Here is a 6,672-nt window from a genome sequence, read left to right as displayed (position 1 = left end):
CGACGCACCTCGGCGCCGCCGGCCTCCCGGGCGGCGACACCGCCTGAGGGTCGGCCTCCGCTCAGTCGCGCTTGAGCATGTCGATGCCGGCGCCGGCGAACTGGCGGAGCGTCGCGTCCGGCAGGAACGCGCGGGTGAGCGCCGCGGCGATCCGCGTGAGGTCGCCCTCGTCGCGGTACAGGAGGTAGATCGGCTCCGATCGGGGGTTGAACTTCTGCTTGAACCGGTGGAGGGACGAGAAGCCGTACACCGGCTCCAGGATGCCGCTGAGCTGACCCAGCAGGTGCGCGATGCGCCCCTCGTCGTCCTCCACCCGGTGCGCGAGCGGCGCGCCCGAGAGCGAGAGGATCTGCGCGCCCTCCTCGGCGAAGACCTTGGCCGAGGAGGCGATGAGGAACTCCATGACCGAACCGAAGCCCTCTTCGCGTCGCCGCATGAGGTCGAGCGTCCACCCGCGGTGCTCGCCGTCGGGGCCGAAGACCGGAAGCCAGCTGAGGAAGCCGTCGACGTCGCCGTCCGGTGAGATCGCGAGTGCCAGACGGACCTCGGGGTCGTCGGCCTCCTGCAGGGTCCCGAGGGTGAACCGCATCTCCGGCAGACCCTTGTCGCCGACCCAGCCCTCGGAGATGGCGCGGATCTGCTGCCGGACGCCCCACGTCTCGGCGGCGTAGGTACTCATGCGGAAGACCATGCCCTCGCGCTCCGCCTTGTTGAGCGCCGTGCGGATGTTCGACCAGGCCTTGCCGGTGAACGCGAGACCGGGGAGGTCGACGATCGTGTCGTCGGCGATGATGAGGTCGCGCCATCCCTCGGGCATCGCGTCCTTCGTCGCCTGGCTGGAACTGAAGAAGCACGGGATGAGGGAGTCGCGCTCGGCCGCCTGTACGAACTCCTCGACGCTCGCTCGGAGGTGCTCCGGCGGGCCGAGCGGGTCGGCCAGCACGATCGCGACGCCGGCGTGCTTCTGGTAGGGCACGAGGCCCACCGAGGTGCGGAAGTACTCCATGCCGTCCCACGTGGCCATCCAGGAGAGCGAGCCGCCGCCGTCGGTCCGGATGAGCGCGCGGGCGTCGTCCGCCGACGGCAGGTCCTGCTGCTGCTTCCGCCCGACGCCGAGCTGCCGGCGTCGGTGGGACGAGAACGCGCTGCGGGTCGCAAGGAGGTAGACGAGGAAGGCGAGCCAGAGCACGGACGTCGCCAGGAACACGTCGGTGTCGCCCCAGTCGATCGGGAGCTCGGCGGGGTCCAACGGAGACAGCGCCAGGTACAGGACCGCGACCAGGACGTTGAGGATCGCCCAGACGACGCTCAGCACCCATGCCCAGCGGCGACCGAGCCGCAGGCCGTTGGCGACCAGGATGATCACGACCGTGTCGATCGCGACGTCGAGCCACGGGCCCTCCGCCGGAGCGGTCGGACCGAACGGGCCGTTGGTCGGCACGAGCAGGGCGACGATCTGGACGACGCCGAGGGCCACGCTCGTCGTGAACGCGAGCAGTCGGCGCTCGCGGACGCTGGCCCGCTGGATGCGGAAGGAGCGGTTCACCGCGAGGACGAAGAGCACCGCGAAGGCGTGCTCGAGGTCCGCGAGCGAGCCGATGAAGAGGACCCCGATCGCGGCGTAGGACGCGACGATGATCCAGCCCCGCTGCCGCCAGGGGGAGGCGAAGAGCGACACACAGGCGGCGAAACAGGCCATCGTCCCGCCGGACGGACCGACGTCGAGCATCCCGGCGAGGCTCGTCGCCCACGGCCAGGGCAGCTGACTCGCGGCCCAGAGGAACCCGGCGGTGGCGAGAACGGCGACGAGCTGACCGGCGGCGAAGGTGATGAGCGCCACCTTCGATCCCCGCCACCACTCCAGCAGTCCGACCCAGGCGAACCCGATCACCGCGAACACGTAGGCCCACGGCTCCACGACGAGGAACGTTCCCGTGACGGGAGTCCACCAGCGCCCGGCCTCGAAGGCGGGCAAGCCGTAGGCGACCGCGTCCCACCACGGTTGCGCCGTCGTCGACTCCCAGAGGCCACGCCCGACGACACCCACGACGAGGACGATCAGCACCAGGGCGATCGTGACCGGCACCCGGGCGACCACCGTTCGGATCCTCATGCGCGCTGCCCCCTTCGTGGTTCCACGGAGCACACGCGCGCCGTGCGGTCGAGGCTACAGAACGGCCGCGCGCGACCGCAACGCATCACCGTCCGGCAGGCTGACCAGCGCGAGCCAGAGCAGAGGTCACCGAGTGTGGTCCGGCTCCGACGAAACAGCTGCACGGCGCTGCAGATTCCGGGCGACGATCGACCCGGTCAGCAATGCGACTGACGCGACCGCACAGACGATCAGGCTGATGCCGAGGAGCATTCCCGGGGTGAACACCTGCAGTCCGAGCAGGCTCAGACCGAGCATCAGGAACGCACCGATGGTGTTGCCCGTGCCCATGAGGGCGTTCATGGAGGACAGCAACGCTGCAGGCGCGCGCTGTTGCAGCGAGAACACCAGCGAATTCGAGTACAGGAACAGCGGGAAGGGCAGGATGACGACGAGGAGGACGCGAATCAGGCTGTCGAATGCGACGATTCCACAACCGATGAGGGCGATCAGGCACAGCAGCGCAGGACTCATCCAGGTCCGGTGAGGCAGACGTCTCCACGCGGCGTTCGCGGCGATGTTGACGCACTGGAAGAGCACGAAGATCAGTCCGAACCATGCAGCGGTCAGGCCTGAATCGAGAAAGACCATCTGCCACATCTGAAAGAACGGCGTGAATGCCAACTGCGTGAGGGCGACGAGGAGGACCGCTGACACGATGTGACGATCCTCTCGGAGCGATGCGAGAAGTCGTGGCGGCGGCTCCGTTCTGGATCGGCGGACCACTGCTGTTTCCGGCAGGCAGAATGCACCCCAGACTGCCGAACCGACGAACAACGCGACCGACAGGACGTACACGTCGGACGCGACGAGCGGATACAGCACCGTCGTCGCACTGGCGCTCGCGATCGTGGCACAGAGCACCACATTCCGATCGACGACGAAGAATCTGCGGAACGCTTGGTCATCCTCGCGGAGCAAAGTTGCGAAATGGATGTCCATCGTCGAGCCGTTCAGAGCCATGCCGACGGCGTAGATCGCCCAGGCGCTGCACATGGCTGCAAGCCCGTCGCCGCACCAGATGATGCTGTATGCCACGCCGACGACGAGGACCGACAGCACATACAGGCGCTTGCGCGAGTACCTGTCAGCGAGCAGTCCAGCCGGGAACTGGGTCACCGTGAGAACGACCATGTAGATCAGCTGCGTCCAGATGATCGTGTCGAACTGCAGGCCTTTCTCCAACAAGATCGGCGTCAGCACCGCCTGCGGAAGCACACGACCGATGGTGAAGCCGGCACTCACGCCGAAGTACGCACTCATACGCACGCGAAGGTCCCTCTCCATGACGGGAACGGGCGGAGCAGCCAGGAACGACCGCCCCACCCACCCGTGATTTATGGCGTTGAAGCGTTGTTACGCATGGCGGTCACAGTCTGCGCGTCGGTTGCCACGATCGCGAACGCACCTGCAACCAGCTGAGTGTCGTTGTTCATTCTTCACCTCCTCCCCTGTGCTGTCCTGAAGAAGGATCTCGACAGGCTCGGAACTCCTCGTAGCTCGACGAGATCGATTTGAAAAGTGCGCTCGTATCAATTCCGGACGCCCCGCGTACGCGGATCCAGGCCTCTCCGTGCTCCAGGAAATCGAGCATCGCGTCGACCCGACTTGTATCGGATCTGATGACGTCCACAAACTCGATGATTGCGTCGAAGCTGGACTTGAGCGGGACCAGTTCGAGGGAGGTGGACAGGTAATCGGTAAACACGGTACGAAGCTGTTCGCGGGTCAGGCTCTTGAGATGCAGGACGGAGAATCGTCGATGGAACGCGGGATCGGCTATGACGAACGGGAGCTCGAGCGTCGTGGTCGCTCCGATGACGCGAAAGTGAGGGTCGACGAGATATGGCTTGAGTACGTCGAGCGCGCTGATCGATCCTTCTGCGACACCCATCCGAGCGAGCGCATGGATTTCGTCGATGAACATGACGGATCCCGTCGCCAGGGTATAGCGATACAGATCGCGGAGGCGTTCCTCGAGTTCTCCTCGGTGCTTCGTCCCGCCTACGAGCGCACCAGAGTCGACGCGCCAGAATGGTCCGAGTTCCGGACGCGATTCTGCGATCAGCTCTACGAGCGCCGTCTTTCCGCTGCCGGCGGGCCCACAAACCAGGAGGTTGTTCCTCGTCCTCTTCGAGAGGACAATCTCTGCGGCGGCGAGCTCCGAGGTGCGTGCAGCTGATCCGCGCCACGGAATCATCGGCTGCAAGAATTGCGGACGTTGCGGCTGCTTCTCGTCGTTACCGGACCACACCGAAGTCCGGCCGCCGACCTGGTCCAACCGCTCGATGAGGCAGCCGAACTCCGCACCAAGCTCGGGTAGCCTGTTCAGGAATTCACCTACCGTCTTAGCCTCATCGAGAATACGTCGTAGTGCCGGCCCATCCGATGCGTAGCGGCGTGAATCTACCGTCGCAAGATCGAGGTCAATAAATCCCCGCTTCTTGAGAACGCTCAGCGCCTCGTAGGTGTTCTCGGCAGATCGGACGGCAACTGGAAGAGCCTCCGAGTTAGTCGATCTCATGGACGGTCACGGACCAATCGGCGGTGTCAAGGTTGACCACGCGGTCCTGAACAAATGGACGAGCGTAGCCGGTGATAAACTTGACGATTTCGATCATCGCCATTTTTGCAGCGATTCCGTTGTAGGGCTCCATGATGTTTGCGATGAATTGTGCATTCACCGACTGTACGAGCACATTGTCTGTTCTAATTCTGGTACTGGGGAACGCATCAGAGTAGCTCCTGGTGATGCCCGGGATGACGAGTGGTCCGACTGAGGCGTGCGAGAAATCATGAGGACTGCAGACGAGAAAAGGAACACCTGCCGACTGGCTGACACGGTCCACAATATATGTGATCTCTCCTCGCGGTTGATCGGCGCAGAGGATCAACAAATCGATAGCCCCGTTGAGGGATTTGGCTGTCTCGAACACCTCCACCATGGATTGATCATCCGTGATCTCGCAGTCGACAGCATGAATCGATGCACTAGGAGCTCTACGAGTGAGTTCCGAAACAGCCACATCAAGCTTGCGCCGCCCAATGTCTGCTTCCGTATACAACACTTGACGCGATGTGTTGCTGAGCTCCACCGAGTCGAAGTCGACGATAGTTATCCGGCCGATACCGATCATGGCGGAAGCAGATGCTACATAGCCTCCGACACCACCAACACCGACGATGAGTACGTGTGCATTCACAAGCCGGCGGTGCAGGTCCACTGCCGCATCATCATCGATGCCGCTGAGGTTGGTGAAGTTTCTGATCTGCCTGTCCCACTTGCCGAGACTCTCGGCGACTATGCGATCCGTCAGAGCCACGGACTTCAACAGGTTGTGAGCACGAGCGAAGGAGAGAACCTCCCGCACCCGCTCCTCGGTATAGGCGCCTGCCAGCACTGCGGCGATCTCTGATTCGTTGCGAGCGGCATTGACCGCACCGAGGACAGCGAGGAGAAGAGCGTAGTCGCCGCGGACAGTGAAGGGCTCAGCGTCCGCGACATGGAGCGCAAGTCCGTCATCGGTTTCAGCGACCATGAGCGAGTAGTTCAGCCGCAAAGGGAGCTCTTGTCCAGTCATATGTTAAATATATGTTGATCTTAGTCGGTCGTCAACTCAAATTTCGAAACGAATCGGAGCCCGCTCGCAGGCCACACCTGGCGACGGCGGGCGAAGGAGGATCGGTGCACGTCAGCGTGGAATGACCGAACCGGAGGCTCCCAGGCTGACCAGCGCGAGCCAGAGTTCGGCGCGAGCGGCGAAGGTGTCGAGCGGTCGCCCGAGCACCTGCTCCACCCGGGTGATGCGGTTGCGGAGCGTGTGTCGATGGATCCCGAGTCGCCGTGCTGCGGGCTCCCACTGACCATTCGCCTCGAGCCAGCCGCGCAGGCTCGGCACGAGGTCGGAGCCCTCCTCGCGGTCGACGCGGAGCACGGGCTCGAGCAGTTCCTCGGCCACGGCGGCGGCACGCAAGGGGTCGAGCAACCCGGCCATCCCCGCCGCGGCGAGCGCCCCGAACCGCACGACGGCCTCGCCGGCGGAGACGGCGTGCTCGTGTGCGGAGACCGCCTGCTCGATCCCCGTCGTCAGTTCGGCGAGCGCGACGGCTCGGGAGAGGCCGAGCCGCCGAGCGGGGGCCGCCGCGATCACCGCCTCGACCGCCCGGTCAACGGCCGTCTCGGTGTCCCCCTCGGCCACTGCGAGGAGGAGGACGGGCCGTCCGTCCTGTTCGGCGACGAAGAGCGAACCCGGACTGAGCGTCTCGGCCCGTTCCAGCTCGGTGAGGAGCGCCTCGCGCCCTTCGGTCGGCCCGGAGCAGACGCCGACACGAACCGCTCCGGTCGGCAACGGCGTACCGAGCTGTTCGGCGACCTCGCGCGCCGCGGGGGTCTGTCCGGCGCGGAGCAGCTGCCAGACACCGGTGCGCAGCGAGCGCCCCGCCCGTCCGAGCGCGCCGCCCTGCTCGAGGGTGAGCCCGGCGATGGCGACGACGGAGGTCACGACGCTCTGGGCCGCGGC

Annotated in this window: 5 protein-coding genes; all 5 read right to left on the bottom strand. The window is 65.0% G+C overall.

Going from position 1 to position 6,672, the window contains the following annotated elements:
* Window positions 1–61: 61 nt before the first annotated feature.
* Window positions 62–2,113: a bifunctional lysylphosphatidylglycerol flippase/synthetase MprF gene (locus IFT89_RS19250; RefSeq protein WP_202939771.1), complete on the bottom strand. Its 2,052-nt coding sequence runs from the start codon at window positions 2,111–2,113 to the stop codon at window positions 62–64.
* Window positions 2,114–2,239: 126 nt separating this feature from the next.
* Window positions 2,240–3,415 carry an MFS transporter gene (locus IFT89_RS19245; protein ID WP_202939770.1) on the bottom strand — a complete coding sequence of 392 codons (1,176 nt, stop codon included), beginning with the start codon at window positions 3,413–3,415 and terminating at the stop codon, window positions 2,240–2,242.
* A 169-nt stretch (window positions 3,416–3,584) separates the two neighbouring features.
* Window positions 3,585–4,676 (bottom strand): AAA family ATPase, encoded by a 1,092-nt coding sequence (locus IFT89_RS19240; protein ID WP_202939769.1) that lies wholly within the window; start codon window positions 4,674–4,676, stop codon window positions 3,585–3,587.
* Window positions 4,663–5,733, bottom strand: a complete 1,071-nt coding sequence (locus IFT89_RS19235; protein ID WP_202939768.1) for a ThiF family adenylyltransferase — start codon at window positions 5,731–5,733, stop codon at window positions 4,663–4,665. The genes IFT89_RS19240 and IFT89_RS19235 overlap by 14 nt, the downstream gene beginning before the upstream one ends.
* 111 nt (window positions 5,734–5,844) lie before the next feature.
* A partial coding sequence (locus tag IFT89_RS19230) for a PucR family transcriptional regulator (protein ID WP_202939767.1) occupies window positions 5,845–6,672 on the bottom strand: 828 nt, incomplete at its 5' end.

Source organism: Plantibacter sp. CFBP 13570, assembly GCF_014841395.1.
Lineage (GTDB): Bacteria > Actinomycetota > Actinomycetes > Actinomycetales > Microbacteriaceae > Plantibacter > Plantibacter auratus.
The sequence above is the reverse complement of the archived record's forward strand: the minus strand, read 5'-3'. Positions and strand labels throughout refer to the sequence as shown.